The 15,865-nt window shown below is 64.3% G+C and carries 17 protein-coding genes; 3 read left to right on the top strand and 14 right to left on the bottom strand.

The genetic code is table 11. From position 1 onward, the window contains the following. Nucleotides 1-2: 2 nt before the first annotated feature. Both AAHK21_RS04180 and AAHK21_RS04175 read right to left on the bottom strand, forming a co-directional pair. The gene (locus AAHK21_RS04180) at nucleotides 3-1,208 is read right to left on the bottom strand and encodes a diaminopropionate ammonia-lyase (protein ID WP_367856521.1); all 1,206 of its coding nucleotides are present in this window, start codon (nucleotides 1,206-1,208) and stop codon (nucleotides 3-5) included. Nucleotides 1,209-1,242: 34 nt separating this feature from the next. After that, the gene (locus AAHK21_RS04175) at nucleotides 1,243-2,478 is read right to left on the bottom strand and encodes a Zn-dependent hydrolase (RefSeq protein WP_367856520.1); all 1,236 of its coding nucleotides are present in this window, start codon (nucleotides 2,476-2,478) and stop codon (nucleotides 1,243-1,245) included. A 131-nt stretch (nucleotides 2,479-2,609) separates the two neighbouring features. Between AAHK21_RS04175 and AAHK21_RS04170 the strand changes: the two genes are divergently transcribed. Beyond that, nucleotides 2,610-3,071 (top strand): Lrp/AsnC family transcriptional regulator, encoded by a 462-nt coding sequence (locus tag AAHK21_RS04170; RefSeq protein WP_023632458.1) that lies wholly within the window; start codon nucleotides 2,610-2,612, stop codon nucleotides 3,069-3,071. Between the two features lie 2 nt (nucleotides 3,072-3,073). Here the strand turns inward: AAHK21_RS04170 and AAHK21_RS04165 are convergent, their stop codons facing one another. From AAHK21_RS04165 to AAHK21_RS04155, 3 genes are all read right to left on the bottom strand, one after another. Next, nucleotides 3,074-3,727 carry an HD domain-containing protein gene (locus AAHK21_RS04165; RefSeq protein ID WP_367856519.1) on the bottom strand — a complete coding sequence of 218 codons (654 nt, stop codon included), beginning with the start codon at nucleotides 3,725-3,727 and terminating at the stop codon, nucleotides 3,074-3,076. 92 nt (nucleotides 3,728-3,819) lie between these two features. Beyond that, entirely contained in the window at nucleotides 3,820-4,974 is a 1,155-nt protein-coding gene (tssI, locus tag AAHK21_RS04160) for a type VI secretion system tip protein TssI/VgrG (protein WP_367856518.1), read from the bottom strand. 121 nt (nucleotides 4,975-5,095) lie between these two features. After that, nucleotides 5,096-6,199, bottom strand: a complete 1,104-nt coding sequence (locus tag AAHK21_RS04155; RefSeq protein WP_367856517.1) for a polyamine ABC transporter substrate-binding protein — start codon at nucleotides 6,197-6,199, stop codon at nucleotides 5,096-5,098. Nucleotides 6,200-6,337: 138 nt separating this feature from the next. On the opposite strand from AAHK21_RS04155, the gene AAHK21_RS04150 reads away from it, so the two are divergent. Beyond that, on the top strand, nucleotides 6,338-7,129 hold the full coding sequence (locus AAHK21_RS04150; protein WP_046856249.1) for a response regulator transcription factor: 792 nt from the start codon (nucleotides 6,338-6,340) through the stop codon (nucleotides 7,127-7,129). Nucleotides 7,130-7,156: 27 nt separating this feature from the next. On the opposite strand, the gene AAHK21_RS04145 is transcribed toward AAHK21_RS04150, so the two are convergent. The 3 genes from AAHK21_RS04145 to AAHK21_RS04135 form a co-directional block, all read right to left on the bottom strand. Then, complete coding sequence (locus AAHK21_RS04145) at nucleotides 7,157-8,212, bottom strand: alpha/beta hydrolase family protein (RefSeq protein ID WP_367856516.1); 1,056 nt, start codon at nucleotides 8,210-8,212, stop codon at nucleotides 7,157-7,159. Nucleotides 8,213-8,288: 76 nt separating this feature from the next. Continuing rightward, entirely contained in the window at nucleotides 8,289-8,672 is a 384-nt protein-coding gene (locus AAHK21_RS04140; RefSeq protein WP_367856515.1) for a tautomerase family protein, read from the bottom strand. A 96-nt stretch (nucleotides 8,673-8,768) separates the two neighbouring features. Next, nucleotides 8,769-9,086 carry a hypothetical protein gene (locus tag AAHK21_RS04135; protein ID WP_046856247.1) on the bottom strand — a complete coding sequence of 106 codons (318 nt, stop codon included), beginning with the start codon at nucleotides 9,084-9,086 and terminating at the stop codon, nucleotides 8,769-8,771. A 127-nt stretch (nucleotides 9,087-9,213) separates the two neighbouring features. On the opposite strand from AAHK21_RS04135, the gene bla reads away from it, so the two are divergent. Then, nucleotides 9,214-10,188, top strand: a complete 975-nt coding sequence (gene bla, locus AAHK21_RS04130) for a class A beta-lactamase (protein WP_367856514.1) — start codon at nucleotides 9,214-9,216, stop codon at nucleotides 10,186-10,188. 61 nt (nucleotides 10,189-10,249) lie between these two features. On the opposite strand, the gene AAHK21_RS04125 is transcribed toward bla, so the two are convergent. From AAHK21_RS04125 to AAHK21_RS04100, 6 genes are all read right to left on the bottom strand, one after another. Beyond that, complete coding sequence (locus AAHK21_RS04125; RefSeq protein ID WP_367856513.1) at nucleotides 10,250-11,113, bottom strand: diguanylate cyclase; 864 nt, start codon at nucleotides 11,111-11,113, stop codon at nucleotides 10,250-10,252. Between the two features lie 161 nt (nucleotides 11,114-11,274). Beyond that, complete coding sequence (locus AAHK21_RS04120; RefSeq protein WP_367856512.1) at nucleotides 11,275-12,192, bottom strand: arginase family protein; 918 nt, start codon at nucleotides 12,190-12,192, stop codon at nucleotides 11,275-11,277. Nucleotides 12,193-12,307: 115 nt separating this feature from the next. Continuing rightward, nucleotides 12,308-13,123: an isocitrate lyase/phosphoenolpyruvate mutase family protein gene (locus AAHK21_RS04115; protein ID WP_367856511.1), complete on the bottom strand. Its 816-nt coding sequence runs from the start codon at nucleotides 13,121-13,123 to the stop codon at nucleotides 12,308-12,310. Nucleotides 13,124-13,290: 167 nt separating this feature from the next. Beyond that, nucleotides 13,291-13,671 carry a hypothetical protein gene (locus tag AAHK21_RS04110; protein ID WP_367856510.1) on the bottom strand — a complete coding sequence of 127 codons (381 nt, stop codon included), beginning with the start codon at nucleotides 13,669-13,671 and terminating at the stop codon, nucleotides 13,291-13,293. Between the two features lie 180 nt (nucleotides 13,672-13,851). Further along, on the bottom strand, nucleotides 13,852-14,457 hold the full coding sequence (locus tag AAHK21_RS04105) for a hypothetical protein (RefSeq protein ID WP_367856509.1): 606 nt from the start codon (nucleotides 14,455-14,457) through the stop codon (nucleotides 13,852-13,854). Nucleotides 14,458-14,535: 78 nt separating this feature from the next. Next, nucleotides 14,536-15,864 carry a TolC family outer membrane protein gene (locus AAHK21_RS04100; protein WP_367856508.1) on the bottom strand — a complete coding sequence of 443 codons (1,329 nt, stop codon included), beginning with the start codon at nucleotides 15,862-15,864 and terminating at the stop codon, nucleotides 14,536-14,538. Between the last annotated feature and the right edge of the window lies 1 nt (nucleotide 15,865).

The following is a 15,865-nucleotide window of genomic DNA, read 5'->3' as shown; positions in this document are numbered from 1 at the left end:
ATTCAGCGCCACGCCCGTTGCCGTGCCAGCACCGATGCCGGCGTTTCCCCCACCAACTCGGTATACAGGGCTGGCGCGGTGGCCCCTTCGGTGCTGATCAGCAATACCTTCGAATCGCGTCCGAGGCCCACCTGGGCCGCCAGTGCAGGCACCGCCATCAACCGCGCCAACCCTGCCAGCCCGGCAACCGCCGACTCACCCGCCAGCAACGGAATATCCCGGGCACTGCCTTGCGCCAGGCGGCGCATCGCCGCGACTGCATCGCTGTCATCCAGGGTCATGAAGAAGTCGACGCTCGGCTGCAGGAACCGCCATGCCAGCGGTGAGGTTTCCCCGCAGGCCAGCCCGGCCATCAACGAGTCCACCGAGCCGCTGGCGGCACGGGGCTGGCCGGCCATGGCGCTTTGCAGCAGGCAGTCGGCCTGCTTCGGTTCGACCACGATGAAAGTCGGACGTTGTTCACCCATCAGCTCCCAGAGGTAGCTGACGATGCCCGCCGCCAAGCCACCCACGCCTCCTTGCAGGAACACATGGGTGAAGGCCGGATCTTGTCCACTGGCCTCGACCAGCTCGGCGACGAGGGTTCCGTAACCCTGCATCACATCGCCGGGGATCTGTTCGTAGCCATCGTAGGACGTGTCTGAAACCACCTGCCAGCCGTGGGCCTGGGCCAAGGCCGCGGCGTGCGCCACCGAGGCGTCGTAGTTGCCCTCGACCCTTACGATCTGCGCGCCGTAGGCGGCAATGGCCTGCTCGCGCTCCACGCTGACGTGGGCGTGCAGGACGATGACGCAGCGACATCCCACGCTCTGCGCGGCGGCGGCCAGGGCGCGGCCATGGTTGCCGTCGGTGGCGCTGACCACGCTGAAACCGGCCAGCTGGCTGGCGTGCCGGCCGGTGAACAGGTCGGCGGCGATGAAACCGTGCCCGGGGAAGGTGCGCAGGATCAGGCGCACCAGGGCGATGGGCGCCCCCAATGCCTTGAAACTGCCCAGGGGTGAGCGCACCGATTCGTCCTTGACCCGCACCTGGCCGACACCCAGTTCGGCTGCCAGGTCAGGCAGGTCGTAGAGTGGCGTGCCGGTGGCACGCAGTTGCGGCCAGTGCGCCAGCCATTGGCGGCTCTCGTTTGCCTGGCGGATGTTCATCAGGGCTTGCAGGGCACGAGGGTAGGGCGTGCGGGTGGCGTTGGGGTTGGCGAAAAGCATGTGATTCTCCAATAGGCAGAGCAACAGGGCGGGATCAGCGTGTGGGATTCAGCCGTGTGGTGACCACGTCCAGCAACACTCGCGCGCCGTCGAGCAACTGGGCGTCGTCGGTATGCTCGCGGGGGTTGTGGCTGATACCGCCCTGGCTGGGCACGAAGATCATCGCCGCCGGGGCGATGCGCGCGATCATCTGCGCGTCGTGCCCGGCGCCGGAGGTCATGCGCCGATGGCTCAGGCCCAGGCGCCGAGCGCTGGCCTCGATGGCGTTGGCCAGCGCGGCGTCGAATGTCACCGGCTGGAAACGCACCAACTGTTCGGTTTCGAGGGTGACCCCTTCGGCTTCGGCAAGCGCTCGGAGTATCCGCGCCAGGTGCGCCTCTGCCTGTTGCAGGCGCTGTTCGTCCGGGTCGCGCAGGTCGACAGTAAAGGTGGCGCGGCGTGGGATCACGTTGATCACGTCGGGCTCGAAACGCATGCAGCCGGTGGTAGCCAGTGTCGTGCCGCTGTCCTGGGCCAGGCGCCGCAGCTCGGTGACCGCGGCGCAAGCGACGAAGCCTGCGTCGTGGCGCAAGCGGGTCGGGGTGGTGCCGGCGTGGTTGGCGTTGCCTGTTACCGTCACCTGCTGCCAGGAGATCCCTTGCAGGTTCTCGACCACCCCGATCTGCGTTTGCTCGGCTTCCAGTAGCGGCCCCTGTTCGATATGCAGCTCAAGGTACTCGTGGGGCATGATGGCGCCAGGCTCCATGTCGCCGGCGTAGCCGATGCGTTGCAGCTCGTCACCCAGGCGTGTGCCATCGGTGCCGAGGGTGTCCAGCGCCGCCAGCAGCGCGAGCCCGCCGGCATGCACCAGCGAGCCCATCATGTCCGGCTGGTAGCGCACGCCTTCCTCGTTGCTGAAGGCCGCCACGGTAATCGAGCGTGCGGGCGTCACGCCGGCCTCGCGGTAGGCCCGCTGTACCGCCAGCCCGGCCAGTACGCCGTAGCAGCCGTCCAGGGCACCGGCATTGGTGACACTGTCGATATGCGAGCCGATCATCAGCGGTGCGGCATCGTCGGGGGCGCGCAGCGTGCCGAAGATATTGCCGATGCGGTCGATAGCGACTTCCAGTTCGAGCTCGCGCATCCAGGCAACCAGTTGGTCGCGGCCGGCCTTGTCGGCGTCGGTGAGGGCGATACGCGTGCGGCCTCCGTTCTGCGCATCGGCGCCGATCTCGCCCAGTGCATGGATCTGTTCCAGCAGTTTCGGGCCGTTCAGGTGCAGTTTGCTCATGCGCTTCTCCAGGGCCTCGTTCATGCGGTGTGGGCGAAATGATATTTGCTTGTGGTGAACTGAAAGTTTGATTTTCAGGCAAAAAGCGTAATCTCATTGCAGTTGCATACGCCTGACAGGACCCAACCTACATGAGCCTTGACCCCTTCGATCGCGCACTGCTCGACGCCGTGCAGCGTGATGCCAGCACTTCCCAGATCGACCTTGGCGTGCAGGTGAACCTGTCGTCGGCTGCGGTTAACCGTCGGCTGAAGAAACTCACCCAAGACGGCGTGATCCAGCGCACCGTGGCCCAGGTCGACCCGCTGGCGCTGGGTTACACGCTGACGGTGATCACCGAAGTGGAGGTGGAGAATGAGCGTCTTGACCTGCTCGACGCCATGAAACGCACCTTCATGGCCTGCCCGCAGGTGCAGCAGTGCTATTACGTGGCGGGGGCATGCGACTTCGTGCTGATCATGCTGGTGCGGGACATGGCGCAGTACACCCAGTTGACGCGGGAGCTGTTCTTCCAGAGCAACAATGTGAAGCGCTTCAAGACGCTTGTGTCGATGAGCAATGTGAAGACTGGGTTGCAGGTGCCGGCGACCTGAGCTCAGGCCGCGCCGACCTCATCCATGAAATCGTCCAGGAACGACGCCAGCCGTTCATGTCGCAGCATGGCCAGGCGAGCCCCCTCGGTTGTCTGGAACCCCGAGGCGAGCTTTAGCAGCTTGGTGTGGAAATGCTCGATGGCGTACCGGTTGTCCTGGTGGTCCCGCCCTTCGGCAGTGGGATTCTCGAAGTCGTACAGTGACGAGCCCATGCGGCCTGCGACATAGAAACAACGGGCGACGCCCACCGCGCCGAGGGCATCGAGGCGGTCGCTGTCCTGGAGGATCTTCGCCTCCAGGCTCAGCGGCGCGATGCCCGCCGAGAAACTGTGGGTCTGCACCGCATGGGCCGCTTGTTCGACGCGTGCCGATGGCCAGCCCATGTTGGTGAGGATCGCGGCGGCCCGCTCGGCCGAGAGCGTCGAGGCCTGGCTGCGCAGAGGCGAGTTCTTCTCCACCGCCACGCAGTCGTGCAGCACGGTGGCGGCGAGCAGCACTTCGAGGTCGCCACCTTCCTTGGCCTGGATGCGCCGGACGTTGCTCCACACCCGTTGCACATGGGCGAGGTCGTGGGAGCCATCGGTACAGGCGCTGGGCAGGCAGGGCAGCAGTTCGTCCGCCAGGGGCTGCAGGGGAAAGAACGGCGTGTTGGCCATCGAGCGGGCTCCATCGATCAGGGTAGGGGCTGAACATCGGTTCGGCGCGGCAACGGTACACCAATCGTCGCTGGCCCGGGCAGGGCGTGCGGTCAGCGGCAACACAGGCAACCGCTGATCAGCGGTTGATCGGGGTCGTTTTCCACGAAGGTGACCATGACTTCCATGCCCGTGTGCGGCGGTGTGCTCGCACAGCACCAACTGGAGGACGCGCTCAGCCAGCAACTGCTCTTGTCGTCGAACCAGTCTTCGCGGTCCCAAGGGAACTTGACCTGTATCTTTGCCAGGCGCCGGTCACGCTGGGACATCTCGTCTTCCACCGCGATGACGACAGCGGTCTGGTTGCCGGGTAGCTCAGGTTTGCGGTGAGTCAACGGCTGACGGTACGACGTATCCCAGGGAACAGCCATGAAGTGGTTGCGGTATCCCTGAGCAACGTCATCCACCTGGTCAGTGGCGCCGGGCTCAGCGGCTATCCGTTGTTGCCTGCCCTGGTGAATGACCCGCGTCAGGAGCCACGGGGCGTTCCACGCCTGGCGCGGGTGCCCGCAAATGTCCAGCACATGGCCACTGGCCAAATGGGTCTGGTCACTTTGCCCTTCAGCTTGATGATCCGCCAGGCCACGAAAATCGAGCGGATTGTCGCCGTCCTGGTTGCAGGCGGCAGGTTGCCCCAACCTGGGGAACACCGCCTGGTCATCACCGAACACCAGCACATGGCCCTGGGCACTGTGCTGGAAATGGAAGTGGATGCCTTCTTCCTCGCACAGGCGCTGAATGAAGTGCAAATCCGTTTCGTCGTATTGGGTGCAGTAGTCGCGCTCGGGGTAAGTCGAGCCTAGATGAAACCGATAAGCGTCGCCGACGATCCCGTGCTCTTCCAGGATCAAGGCAACGATGTTCGGTACCGAGAACTGTTCATAGATTCTCTGGTTGATGCGGTGGCGCAAGTAGGAAAGGTGCGGTACCAGGGTCATGCTGTAGCGCTTCGAACCTTGTGTATTACCGCTTTGAGCGATGTGGTAGACCCGCCCATGAATGCCGTTGCCATTGTTGTCGAAGGACAGGAAAGCCTCACGGTCGAAAAGGCATTCGAGATCCATGTCAGCCCGCTCACCGACAAGCTCTACATTGAAGAAGTACGGCCTGCCGAGCGCTTCCTCCCCATTGAATGCGAGCACGTGGAAAGCGCGATCGATACCGTCGATCGTCAAACCGAAGTGAGTTTTTTGGGCTGGGCTGAACATCCACTGTTCTCTTTTCAAGGTCGGACTCAATTGAGCAACAGGCATTGGCGTGCAGCGCGCTGCACGCCAATGGACACGATCAAGGGCTGGCATGGGGTAGCAGACACCCCATTACTTCAGATCACACACCGCTTTTCACTTTGGTCCAGACCCGGGTGCGGATCCGCTCCAGTTTCAACGGCAGTGGCTCAAGTGGAATCAGCGTGGATATCGTCGTGGCGTCCGGGTAGATCCAGGGATTGTCGCGCAGTTTCTGCTCGACAAACTCGGTGGCGTCCTTGTTGGCGTTGGGGTACAGCGTGTGGTTCGAGGTCTTGGCAATGACTTCTGGCCGCAGCATGTAGTTGATGAACGCCATGCCTTCCTTGGGGTGAGGGGCGTCTTTGAGCAGTACCAGGTTCTCCGACCAGACCAGCGCGCCCTCGCGCGGCAGGCTGTAGGAAATCCGGCGCCCGGTGTTGGTCTTCTCGTTCAGGGCCTGTGCCGCAAGGGCACCATTGGCCCAACCGACAACCGCGCAGATATTGCCGTCAGCCAGGTCGGTGTCGATTCGCGAGGAGTCGAAGTAGAGGACGTAGGGGCGTATCTTCAACAGCAGCGCCTGGGCTTTCTGGTAGTCGTCCGGGTTCTTGCTGTTGCTGGGCAGTCCCAGGTAATGCAAGGCAATCGAGATGATCTCGCTCGGGGAATCGAGCATCGCCACGCCGCAGGATTGCAGCTTGCTGATGTTCTCTTCCTTGAAGATCAGGTCCCAGCTGTCCACCGGCGCCTGTTCACCCAATGCCGCTTTGACCTTGTCGACGTCATAGCCGATGCCGGTGGTGCCCCACAGGTAGGGCACCGCGTAACGATTACCAGGGTCATTGACCGCGACCTGGGCCAGCAGCGCAGGGTCGATATGCGCCAGGTTGCTCAGTTGCTCACGGTCCAGGGGCTGCAGCACGCCCGCCTGGATCAGGCTGGGCAATACGTTGGAGGTGGCCACGACCACGTCATACCCCGTGCGCCCGGCCATTACCTTGCTCTGCATGATGTCGGCGCTGTCGAATGCATCCATGCGCATCCGCGTGCCGGTTGCCTGTTCGAAGGCCTTGGGAGTCTCTGGCGCGAGCAGCCCGAACCAGTTGTACAGGTGCATGCCGGGCTGGGCCGCGGCCACCGAGGTGCTGATTGCCGCACTGAGCAGCGAGGCGGCAAAAAGGGTTCGCAAACGTGACGTTCTCATGCAACATCCTTATCGAAACGATGTATCTTCTGGCCCGTCCTGGGCCCAGACAGCGACTATACCGGGCAGGCCCGGATAGTAAATACCTCCGATTACGTAGCGCTGACCTGCTAATTCCTAACCCAAAAGGGGTAGAAAATGCCGTTCGACCTTCATGGCCTGGCGTGGCACCGTTCGATCGGCAAGCTGATCATGCAGCTGGACCGCCCCGCGTTCTGGAGTTCGTTGGTGCGGGTGTTGAATGAGTATGTGCAGATCGACAACTGGGTGGTGCTGATCTTCAGCCAGCAGCAGGTGGACGTGGTGGCTCTTCCTGAAGTGGCCGATGCGCAGGAGGTCGATGCGTTCATTCATCGCTATGTGAAGGGGCTTTACCTGCTGGACCCGTTTTATATCGCCAATCGGGAAAACCCGCAGAGTGGCTTCTTTCATCTGCTGGACATAGCACCGGAATACTTTGTCGAGACTGAATACTATCAGCAGTATTTCGCTCATTATATTTCGGCGGATGAAGTCCAATACAATGTGCAGCTCGACCCCGATAGAACATTGTGCATGTCCATCGGCAGCAAGGTTCGTTTCAGCCAGGAACAAATTACCCTGCTCGATATCATCAAGCCCTGGGTGACTGCGCTCATGCACCAGCGCATGGCCTTTGAAGTCGACGCGAACGAACACCTCGCCGAGCCACTGTCATGGCCGGAAACGGTTGCGCAGCTGGCCACGCAGATCACCGCGCGCGAGAGCGATGTGCTCAGGTTGCTGCTGAGTGGCTTCTCCAACAAGGAAGTGGCCGGCAAGCTGGCGCTCTCGGTGGAAACCATCAAGGTGCATCGGCGTAACCTCTACGCCAAGTTGAATGTCCGGTCACAATCCGAATTGTTCGCCCGGTTTCTCATGCCAAAGCAGGACGCCCTTGCTGCGCGGTGAGGTCAGTTGTCGGTATTGACCGCACGTTCAAAGACTGCCTGTTGTTTCGCCGGCTGGCTGGGCGAGAAATGCTGTTATCAGTGAAGTGACCTGCTGCTGGATCACCTCGCGGGCGCGGCCGTTATCGCCGTCCAGGCAAATGATGCCATCGCCGGACACTTCTGCTTCGAGCAATGACTGTGCGCCAGGCTTGCACACAGCCATGAAGGTGAAATGGCTTGCGTCGCCGATCTCGACGTAGCGGCTTGACGCCTCGGGCAGGCGTTTGGCCAGGTTGGCGGACTCAAGCTCGGCGGGAAGTTCCCGCGAGGGGACGCCGGCGGCGATCACCAGCGCAGGTACGGGCAACGTGGCCAGGCTTTCATCGGTGAGGCCCCGTGAAAGGCCAAGATCCAGGCTCACCACAGCGCTGACGCGTTCATCGCGCAGATTGGCGCCGAGCGCGGCCTTCGCGTCTGGCGTGCCTGCCGGCTTCATCTGGCCATAAACGGAGCAGCTGGACAGCTGCGGGTGGGCCTTGCAGTCGTGGGCAAAGCGATCTGGATCGAAACGCGCACCGGCGATTTCCAGGGCGGTCCAGCCACCGAGTGAGTGACCCACCACGGCAATGCGGCCAGCGGCGACTCTGCCGAATTTATCCGGTTGAGCCGTGACCCGATCGATGGCGCGGCGCAGATCAACCGGCCGCTGCCATAACTGCGCAGCAGCTTCTGGGCTGCGGTCATGGGTCGTGCTGCCAGGATGATTGACTGCGGCGACGATGTAGCCCTTGTGGGCCAGGGCACTGGCGAGCCATGCCTGGTTGCTCCAGTTGCCCCGATAGCCGTGAGAGAGCATCACCAAGGGGTGTTCGCCGCTGGATGGCGGTGCGTCAGGAATGGCAGCGACACCGGCAAACAGCGCATTGTCGGCGATCAGTTGCGCGGTGGAGGTCGCTGCGGTCGGGTACCAGACAACCATCTGCAGTGGGCGGCCAGTGTGCGAGTCCTGCAGTGTGGAGGATTGGAAGCCGATGGCGTTCTCATCGGCAAAGGCAAGCGTCGTCAGGCAAGCCGACAACAGTGCGCCAAAAACTGTTTTCAATCTCTTTTCTTCCTTGAATGAGTGCGTGTCATGCCGGGGTGGACGCAGGTCCTCTGCGACAGGTAGTCGTTTTACCTCAGAGTGCGTACTGGGCGATACCGTTGCCGAACGACCAGTTCTCCTTGCGCACTTCGACCAGGTTGATGAACACGTCCTGCGGGCGGACCCCGGCCTCGCGTTCGAAGTCTTCGGCGATCGCCTGGTACAGCGCTTTCTTCTGCTCCAGGGTGCGGCCTTCGCTGAGGGTGATCTGGATGAACACCTGGCCGTCGGAGCGCTGGATGCCCAGGTACTGAGGGTCGAACACCAGGCGATCACCGTCGTGCTCGGTCAGGACCTGGAAGTTGTCGTGCTCGGGGACATTGATCGTGCGCCGCAGGCAGGCGTAGACGATCTGGCCAAGCGTGCGCAGGTGAGTCGGGTCGGGGTGGCGCTTGATGTCGATGCGTACCAGGGGCATGTGGACTCCTTGGGCTATGCCAGGCGAGACGCAGAAGCTGGTAGGACAGGATCGGGGCAGGGCAGAGCCCGGCATGGCGCCGGGCTCTTGAAGGCATTACTGAGGCAACAGCTTGTGGGCGCGTTCGCTGGCGTTATTGAAGACCTCGATCAGTCTTTTCGCCAGTGCGTCTTCGATTGCCGCGGCGGTGAGCAGGCCCTGGGTGAAGCCGATGCCCTGGTCCTTGGCAACCGCCAGTTGCTGGCTGTTCTCCGCTTCGGCCAGGTCGCCCAGGTAGTGGGCAGCGCGGAAGGCGTAGCGCTCGGGGAGGGTCAGCTGTTCAAGCTCCTTCAACGAGAGGGCGAACTGGCTGGCGGCGGCGGGTTTCAGGCTGAGGTGCTCGAACTGGAGCAGGCTCAGGCGATCGGTAGTCAAGGCGAATCTCCGTTTCTTTGCGGGAATACCCGGTTACTGTCCTGCCTTTTGCCGGTCAGCGCAAGGGTGGCCAGGGCGGTGGCGCGAAAAGAATTGCCCTGGCGCGGTCACAGGAGAAGCGCGTGCCATGCGCCGCGCAGGCAGCCCTGGGCGCATCCTCTGCTTGGCGCGCATGCTAAAACGTTCTAGCCTTCGCGTTTTGCTCATTGCCGTAAGGAATACCCGCATGACTTCCACCCTCAGCCGCCGTCGCGTGCTCCAGGGCGCGCTCGGCTGCTCGGCCCTGCTGGCCCTGCCAACCTGGGCGGATGACCCGCTGCGCAAAGCATTGCAGCAGCTGGAGGCCACAACCGGCAGCACGATCGGGCTGTGGGCCCTGGACACCGGCAGCGGCCAGCAACTGGTCTGGCGCGCCGAGGAGCGCTTCGCGTTCTGCAGCACCTTCAAGGCCGTCCTCGCCGGCGCCATCCTGCACCGCAGCCAGGCCGAGCCGGGCTTGCTGGAGCGGCGTATCGCCTACGGCGCCGAACAGCTGGTGGTGTATTCCCCGGTCACCGAAAAGCACGTCGGCGCCGGCATGACCGTCGCCGGGCTCTGCGCCGCCGCGGTGCAGTACAGCGACAACACCGCCGGCAACCTGTTGCTCGAGCTGGTCGGTGGCCCACCGGGGCTTACGGCGTTTGCCCGGAGCCTGGGTGACCCGACGTTCCGCCTCGACCGCAACGAACCGACCCTCAACACCGCCTTGCCGGGCGACCCGCGTGACACCACCACGCCCCTGGCCATGGGCGTGACTCTGCAGCGCCTGTTGCTGGGCGACGGCCTGGCTGCTGCCGAGCGTCAACAGCTGCAGGATTGGCTCAAGGGCAACACCACGGGCGATGCCCGTATCCGCGCCGGCGTGCCGAAGGATTGGGTGGTGGGCGACAAGACCGGGTCGGGTGACTACGGTGTGGCCAACGATGTCGCGGTCATCTGGCCCAAAGGCCGGGCGCCGTGGATCGTGGTGGTGTTCAGCCGTGGAGCCAAGGCGGATGCGCCCTGGAACAGCGAGACGATCGCGGCAGCCACGCGGGTGGTGGTGGAGGCCTGGAAGAGCTGAGCAATCGCTTGGATCATTACCCGAACGCGTGGGAGCGGGCTTGCCCCGCGATGAGGTCGACTCACCCCACGCGTACGCGCCGCCGTTTCTTGAGGTACATCTGGCCATCGGCGTGGCTGAGCAAGGTGTCGGCATCCTCGCCATCGCTGGGGTAGCAGGCCACGCCGATGCTGCAGGAGGGCATCCTGATCTCGCCGAACTCGGCGCCGAGCGGTTGCTCCATGACCCTGGCGATCTGCTCGACCATCTCGTACACGGCATCCTCCGAGGGCACGTCGGTCAGCAGCACGATGAACTCGTCGCCGCCGATCCGCGCCACGGTGTCCGCCGCCTGCACGCTGTCCTGCAGCCGGCGGGCGATGGTGCACAGCACGCGGTCGCCGGCAGCGTGGCCATGTACATCGTTGATGCCCTTGAAATCATTGACGTCGAGAAACAGCAAGGCCAGCCGCCGGCGCTGCTGGCGAGCCATGCGCAGGGCCGCGGCGAGGCGGTCGTTGAACAGCGAGCGGTTGGTCAGCTTGGTCAGCGGGTCGTGATGGGCGAGGAAGCGCAGCTCCTGCTCGGCCTGGGTGAGGGCGGTGATGTTGCGGGCCACACCGATCCGCGCGCCTACTTCATCGGACCAGGAGGCCGCCCAGAGAATGTGCACGATCTCGCCATCCTTGCGCACATAGCGGTTGCGAAAGTCACAGTGGGCGTTGCCGTTCATCACCCGCACGATCGAGGCGCGGGTGGCCTCCAGGTCATCCGGGTGCATGTAGCGGGTGATCGGGGTGCCGGTCAGCTCGTCGGCGCGGTAGCCGAGCAAGGTTTCGCAGGCATCGCTCACGAACACGATGGTGTCGTCCCGGTCGACCACGAACACGGTGTCCAGCATCAGGTGGATCAGCCTGGGGTAGAGCGCTTGCAGGTCGACGGGCATAGGGCGGGGGTGTCCGATACGGGTAGCCCGGTCATGGTCCGATCACGCAGGGCGGCCGCGCGATGTCCTGCAAGCCGCCATGGGCCGCTTGCCGCGCCCGAGCAGCATACACAGGGTCGGGGGCGGGGCACTACCGGTACGCAAGCAAAAAGGCGGCTGCTTCAATCGGTCGTGCTCGGTGGGAACGGCAATCGCCCCAGCAGCTCGACGATCGTCGCCGCGCAGCGCCCGTCGGGGTCCAGGTCAGGGTCGAAGACGGTCACCGTCATGCCCCGGCAGCGTCGATCCGCCACGAACGGGATGAGGATTTTTGCCAGGTCGTCGGGTGCGATGCCCGGTGAGCCGGGGCTGTCGACCGCGGGCATGATCGCCTGGTCCAGCACATCGACGTCGAGGTGTATCCAGAGCCCTTGGTCAGGCACCTGAGCGAGCGTGTCGCGGATCCGTGCGATGACTGCGTCCGGGCCGATGGCAAGCGCCTCGAACACGTCGATCCGGTTGATGGCCGTATGGTTTATATCAGGCCAGGCAAAGTCATGGTCACGGTTCTCGCGCTCGCCCAGCTGGATAACCTGGGCATCGGCGACGAGCGGGCTGGTTATGCCGGGCCAGTCGGTCGCCAGCGCCTCGCCACGGCCGGTTGCCAGGGCCAGGTCCATGCCTGCGACTGCGCCCAGGCTCTGTGCCGGGTCGTAGTTGCCGGGGTGGCGGAAGTCGCTGTGCCCGTCGATGTGAAGGAGCGACAGCGGGCCTGCGTGGCGCGCACCGGCCAGTGCGCCGAGCAGGATGGAGCAGTCTCCGCCGAGGACCAATGCGAACTCATCCTGCAGCGTGGCGGCGCGCACCATGTCCGCCAGGGCGAGGTTGAATGCGCGCAGGGCGTGGCCATTGCGCAGGCGGGTGCCGGGCTGCGCCTCGGCTGAGTAGGCTGGGCGCGGCAGATGCCTCACGGTACTGGCCTTGATCGCCCGTAGCAGGCCACCTGCAAGCAGGGCTGAGGGGGCTCGCCAGGTACCGGGTTGGTGGCCGGGCCTCAGGGGGCTGAGGCCGAGGTTCGAGGGGGCGGCGATCACTTGCATGGCATGGTTCTCGCGAATGCGAAGGCGCGGAGGTTGAAGAGAGGCGCCTGTACGACGCTAGTGTCGTACAGGCGCGTGCAGCAGTGCGGGATCACCTGTGTCGCCCCAATCGCGTTCAGGTACGATCAGCCTGGCTGGCCATCAGTGCGTTGAGTTCTGCATAGCTGTGGGCCTTCAACCCACTGGTGTCGAGCTGTCCGTTTTCCAGGAAGCACTGGGTGAGGCCGCTCATGGCACCGTAGAGAAACTCGGCGATGCTCGAACCGGCGCTCAGGCGGCGAACGCCAAGCCGTTGCAGTTCGGCAGGGCCGGGCAAGCCTGCGCGCCAGAGCAGGTTGACCGGCAGCGTCACCTCCCGGCACAGCGTGGCGATCTCGCCGTGCTCGACCACGCCGGCGGCGAACAGCCCGTTCGCGCCACCGGCAGCATACTGCGTGGCGCGACGCAGGAGCTCTTCGAGGCGTTGCTCGGCGGGCAGCAGGTTCTTCAGGTAGACATCGCTGCGCACGTTGATGAACAGGTCGACCCCGCGCCGGCTGGCGGCGTTTCTGGCGGCGTCGAGCTTGCGCAGGAGCTGTTCGGGGGGCTGAGTGCCGTCCTCGATGTTGATGCCCACCGCGCCGGCGGCGATGACGGTGTCGACGACCTTGGCGACCTGTTCGGGAGCGTCCGAGTAGCCGCCTTCGATATCCACGGTCAGCGGCACGTTGAGTACCCTTGCCATCGACTCGACGGTGCTGGCCAGCAGCGCCAGGGGCAGCTTGTCGCCATCCTGGTAACCATGGGACCAGGCCACGGCGGCACTGCTGGTGGCGACTGCCTTGCTGCCCTGGCGTTCGACCAGGCGTGCACCGCCTGCGTCCGCCACATTGGCCAGCAGCAACAGCCCTTGCTGGTGAAGGTCATGAAAAACGCGATCCATTGCTGCCATGAGTGCATGACTCCCTTGAATATCCTGAAGAGGGTTTGCTGCGCGCCCTAGATTGCCATTCAACCGGTCGGGCCTGCACGATTTTTCAAGATGTTCCAGCGAAGCGCTGCGGTGGCCTCCAGCCCCCAGTGAAACTTCAGCGCGGGGCTGAATACACGGAGTGCTGATCAGCGGCGATAGTAGCGGCGGTCGTCGTCATAGCGATGGTGCAGGGCGCGATCATGGTGGCGGTCCCAGTAGCGTTGCCGCTCCATTGCCCGGCGGTGCTGCTCCCGGCGCCATTGTTCGCGGCGCCACTGCTCCCGGCGCCAGTCGTCGCGGTGGTCATGCCAGCGCTCGTCGTGGCGGTAGCGGTCGTCATGGGCCAGCAGCGGTGCCGATGGCGCGCTTGCCAGGATTGGCCAGGGGTTTTCGGCTGCGGGATGGCTCGCCGCGTCGAGGACTTGGGCGGAAGGTGCAACAGTCTTCATCGGTGCGGCGGATGCCGAGCCTGCGGCCGCGAGTGCGAACAGGCCAACGAGCAGCATGCATGGGGCAGGGATTTTCATCAGTGAAGACAACCTCTGTGGGCAATTGAGCATGTGGCCAGCGGATGCCAGGACAGCCGCGTGGCGCACTCACCCAATAGACCGGCAAAACGGAAAAAGTTCTGCCGGGCCCATGGCGGAATCATCAACGACTTCAGTGCGTTGCGCCTGGCGCAAGCCGGGCCACCTGACCGCCCTTGATCACTTCACCTGGCCGTTGTACACCACGGTCGCGGCGCCGTCCTTCTTGATGGTCAGCTTGTTGCCCTCGGCCATGCTTTCGACCATTTCCGAACAGCCGTCCACTTCGGCCTTGCCGTCCACGTACTCACCGCTGGTATCGAAGCTGAAGACATAGGTCGACGCCGGGCAGGCATTGCCGCCTTCGCCCGTGGAGACCACGAGTACATAGCGGTTGGGGCCGAACGTATAGGCCTTTTCGATGGCGACGTAGCCGGTGCTTTCGGCATCGGCGACGACGGCCTCCATGACGTTCATCACGCCCGCCCGGGACTGGTAGTTCAGTGCAGTGCCCAGCTCCATGCCTTGCACGGTGAACGGCCCGGCGCCTTCGTCGCCGACTGGCAGCGGCTCGTAGGCGATGCTCGGCGCCAGCGGCGCGGTGGCCGGTTTGGCCAGCAGCGCGGGTTGCGGCTGGGGGTTGATGCACTGTCCACTTTCACAGATGCGCTCACCCTTGCAGTCGGTGTCCTTGGCGCATTGGCCAGACACTGCGGCGGTCTGTTCGGCCTTGTCGCAGCCGGCGATGGCCAGGGTGAGGAGGGCGAGGGTAAGCAGTCGCTTCATCAGCGAAGTCCTTTTCATGGATGAGGGCTGCGCAGTATCGCCAAACTGTGGGCAGATGTCGCGTGGCTCTATCCCAACCTAGTTGTTCACCAACAACTCCGGCCCCAGGTAGCGGTTGATCTGATCGATGTCGTCATCCCCCAGGCTGCCCACCGAAGACGCCAGGCGCAGCCGTGACATCAGGTAATGCAGCTTGGCCTCGAACAGGTCATGCCGTGCCACGAACAGCAGCTCCTCGGCGTTGAGCACATCGGCATTGGTGCTGGTGCCGCCCGCGCTGAAGCCCTTGCGCGCCGAGAGCAGCGAGCGTTCGTTGGAGGCGACCGCTCGCTCCAGCGCGTGCACGCGCAAGGCACCGCTCTGCACGCCGCGGAACTCGCGTGTGGTGCCGGTGATGACTTCCTGGCGTGTGGCGTCGAGCTCGTCCAGGGCCTTGGCGCTGTTGGCGCTGGCCTGCCGGCTCAGCGCGCTGACACCGCCACCGCTGTACAGCGGGATGTTCAGCTCCAGGCCGATCGAGCTGTAGTGGTTGCGCTGGTTGAGCTCGGATATCGACTGGCTCTTGCCGGCGGTGTAGCCGGCGACGAAGTCCAGGGTCGGCCAGTGACCGGCCTTGGCACGCTTGAACTCTTCCTCGGCCAGTGCGTAGCTGTGCTGGCGGGCATGGATCAATGGGCTGTCGGCCTGGGCCCGTGCCAGCCAGTCGCGCAGGTTGTCCGGCAGCAGCGGCGGGGTGGCGAAGTCTGTTTGCAGGGTGGTCAGCGACGCCGGTGTCTCGCCGATGTATTCGGCCAGCTTGCGGCTGGCATTGGCCAGGTCGTCCTGGGCCTCGATCAGCTGGGCTTCGGCAAGGTCGCGGCGGGCCAGGGACTCGTCGATATCGGTGACGGTGCCGGCACCCAGCTGCATGCGCCGCCGGGCCGAGGTGAGCTGTTCCTCGAAGGAGGCGAGCTTGGCGCGGGCCAGGGTGATGGTCTCGCTGGCCAGGAGCACGTCAAAGTAGCTGTCGGCCAGGCGCACGGCGGCGTCCTGGCTCTTGGCATCGAACACAGCGACGCTGTAGTCGGCGCGTTGTTGGCCCTGGCGGTACTCGGCCATCTTCTGCTTGTTGAACAGCGGCTGACGCAGGCGCAGGTTGGCGCCGGTGGAGTCGTAGTCGAGGTCATTGTCGATGCCGTGCTGGCGCTGGCTGCCGTCGATGCGGTTGGCGTAGGCCGAGGCGTTGACCTGCGGCAACAGGCCGGCCTGGCCGATGGCGCGGTTTTCCAGGCCAGCCTGTTGTTCATGCACCGCGGCGCGGTAGATCGGCCCCTGGTACTGCAACAGGTCCCAGGCTTGCCTGAGGTCCATGGCGCCGGCCGGCAACGCCAGCGCCAGCAGGCACAGGCCAAGGCAGTGGCGGTTCATC

This window comes from Pseudomonas sp. TE50-2 (genome assembly GCF_040813665.1).
GTDB lineage: Bacteria > Pseudomonadota > Gammaproteobacteria > Pseudomonadales > Pseudomonadaceae > Aquipseudomonas > Aquipseudomonas soli.
This window is presented reverse-complemented; position numbering and strand designations above follow the sequence as displayed.

Excerpts from the sequence above, each read along its gene's own strand:
- AAHK21_RS04150 (WP_046856249.1), top strand. The coding sequence starts at position 6,338 with ATGCCGTTCGACCTTCATGGCCTGGCGTGGCACCGTTCGATCGGCAAG.
- bla (WP_367856514.1), top strand. The coding sequence starts at position 9,214 with ATGCGCCGCGCAGGCAGCCCTGGGCGCATCCTCTGCTTGGCGCGCATG.
- AAHK21_RS04100 (WP_367856508.1), bottom strand. The coding sequence starts at position 15,864 with ATGAACCGCCACTGCCTTGGCCTGTGCCTGCTGGCGCTGGCGTTGCCG.
- AAHK21_RS04115 (WP_367856511.1), bottom strand. The coding sequence starts at position 13,123 with ATGGCAGCAATGGATCGCGTTTTTCATGACCTTCACCAGCAAGGGCTG.
- AAHK21_RS04165 (WP_367856519.1), bottom strand. The coding sequence starts at position 3,727 with ATGGCCAACACGCCGTTCTTTCCCCTGCAGCCCCTGGCGGACGAACTG.
- AAHK21_RS04105 (WP_367856509.1), bottom strand. The coding sequence starts at position 14,457 with ATGAAGCGACTGCTTACCCTCGCCCTCCTCACCCTGGCCATCGCCGGC.
- tssI (WP_367856518.1), bottom strand. The coding sequence starts at position 4,974 with ATGTTCAGCCCAGCCCAAAAAACTCACTTCGGTTTGACGATCGACGGT.
- AAHK21_RS04125 (WP_367856513.1), bottom strand. The coding sequence starts at position 11,113 with ATGCCCGTCGACCTGCAAGCGCTCTACCCCAGGCTGATCCACCTGATG.
- AAHK21_RS04155 (WP_367856517.1), bottom strand. The coding sequence starts at position 6,199 with ATGAGAACGTCACGTTTGCGAACCCTTTTTGCCGCCTCGCTGCTCAGT.
- AAHK21_RS04120 (WP_367856512.1), bottom strand. The coding sequence starts at position 12,192 with ATGCAAGTGATCGCCGCCCCCTCGAACCTCGGCCTCAGCCCCCTGAGG.
- AAHK21_RS04140 (WP_367856515.1), bottom strand. The coding sequence starts at position 8,672 with ATGCCCCTGGTACGCATCGACATCAAGCGCCACCCCGACCCGACTCAC.
- AAHK21_RS04110 (WP_367856510.1), bottom strand. The coding sequence starts at position 13,671 with ATGAAAATCCCTGCCCCATGCATGCTGCTCGTTGGCCTGTTCGCACTC.
- AAHK21_RS04170 (WP_023632458.1), top strand. The coding sequence starts at position 2,610 with ATGAGCCTTGACCCCTTCGATCGCGCACTGCTCGACGCCGTGCAGCGT.
- AAHK21_RS04175 (WP_367856520.1), bottom strand. The coding sequence starts at position 2,478 with ATGAGCAAACTGCACCTGAACGGCCCGAAACTGCTGGAACAGATCCAT.
- AAHK21_RS04180 (WP_367856521.1), bottom strand. The coding sequence starts at position 1,208 with ATGCTTTTCGCCAACCCCAACGCCACCCGCACGCCCTACCCTCGTGCC.